The 1,592-nt window shown below is 43.0% G+C and carries 1 protein-coding gene; it reads left to right on the forward strand.

Features of this window, described 5'->3' with window-relative positions; genetic code table 11:
- The first annotated feature begins 269 nt into the window (after positions 1-269).
- The gene (locus B5F07_RS22125; protein WP_242972635.1) at positions 270-1,415 is read left to right on the forward strand and encodes a transposase; all 1,146 of its coding nucleotides are present in this window, start codon (positions 270-272) and stop codon (positions 1,413-1,415) included.
- The last annotated feature ends 177 nt before the right edge of the window (positions 1,416-1,592 follow it).

Consider the following 1,592-nt stretch of genomic DNA (forward strand, 5'->3'; position numbering starts at 1 on the left):
CTTGAGTTTCCGCAGAATTATCCCCCTCAGATATATCTGCCGCCTTTTGTTATTCACAACTTTCAAAAAATGGCCAAAATATAAGGAATCCTGTTCCTTTTTGATGTAAAATTAAGCTGCAAAACAAAAACCTTACTAAACAAAAAGAAAGGGGATTCCTTATGGCTAATTCTACATCAATTACTTACCGTTTGAAAAGAAAAATTTTGACTTTTACAAATAAAATTTCCCGCAGACTTTCGAAACCAGACCGGAAGTTCACAGCAGATATGGTGTATGGTATTCTGGCATCCAGAAGCTGCCTGCTCACTGATATTTCCGACCAGCTTCATGAAACGGCACATAAAGCGAATACTGTAAAACGGCTTTCCAATCATCTTTCGGCAGGAACGCCGGCTTCCGCGGCCGCTTCTTATCTCCACACCGTAAAGAGACTCGTTCCCTCTGAACCAGTGGTCCTCATTGATGAAAGTGATATCGTAAAACCAGATGGAAAACGGTTTGAAGCTCTTGGTATCGTTCGCGATGGTTCTGAAAGTACACAGACGAAAAGTGTTTATAAAAAAGGTTACCATGTAACAGAGGCCTGTGTCCTGACTGCCAATAAACATCCTGTCAGTGTTTTTTCCATGATCCATTCTTCTGCTGAGAAGGACTATAAATCTGTAAACACCATCACTTTTGATGCGATCAAACAGGCATCTGCTCTTTTCGGAAAGGCCACCTTTGTTATGGACCGCGGTTATGATGACAATAAGATGTTTCTCATCCTCGACCAACTGAAGCAGGATTACGTGATCCGCCTGAAATCCAACCGGAAACTTCTTTATCACAACAAATGGACAAAGGCAACGGAACTGCGGAATCGGAGGAAGGGAAAAGTAAAAGCGGATGTTTTCTATAAGGGAAAAGAGCATACCGCCTATCTTTCCCACGTAAAAGTTCAGATCACTGCCTCTCGGAAAAATATTTATCTGGTCCTGGTCTATGGGATCACGGAACATCCCATGATGCTGGCTACAAACAAAGAGATCCGTTCAAAGGATGATGTGATCCGTATTGCCAGAACCTACTTTTCCAGATGGCGGATCGAGGAATATTTTCGTTGTAAAAAGCAGACCTATCAGTTTGAAAACTTCCGTGTAAGAAAACTGGAAGCCATTAATGCGCTTAACTTTTATATTACTTTAGCTATGGCATTTTTAGCTCAGGAAGAATTAAGTCCTGAGACAAACGCCCTGAAAGTTTCAATCATACAGGAAGCAGATCCAATCAAGGATAAAGTCAGTTTCTGCTATTATCGGCTGGCAAAAGGCATCTTCGGCATACTGTCATATGCCAAAGAGGGCATCCGGCTCTGGTACCGGACAAAGCGCCCGGCATACCGTCAACTCTGCCTTAAGCTGACCGTTTGAATAGACATCGTGCCCTGTGGGTATAAAAGAATATGTCTCCCCAAGCCCGGTCCCGGCGGGGCTTATAAAAGTGCCTCTATTCTCGGTACTGCCATTCGAGAGCTCTCAAAAAAAACGGCAGATTGGTACTTGGAGAGGACATATCTATCTTTTCAATGCAGTTTGCGGAAACTCAAG

Origin of the sequence: Lachnoclostridium sp. An169, assembly GCF_002160525.1 — a bacterium.
GTDB lineage: Bacteria > Bacillota > Clostridia > Lachnospirales > Lachnospiraceae > Mediterraneibacter > Mediterraneibacter cottocaccae.

Bases quoted from the DNA above. Each gene is read 5' to 3' on its own strand.
- B5F07_RS22125 (WP_242972635.1), top strand. From the start codon at position 270: ATGGTGTATGGTATTCTGGCATCCAGAAGCTGCCTGCTCACTGATATT.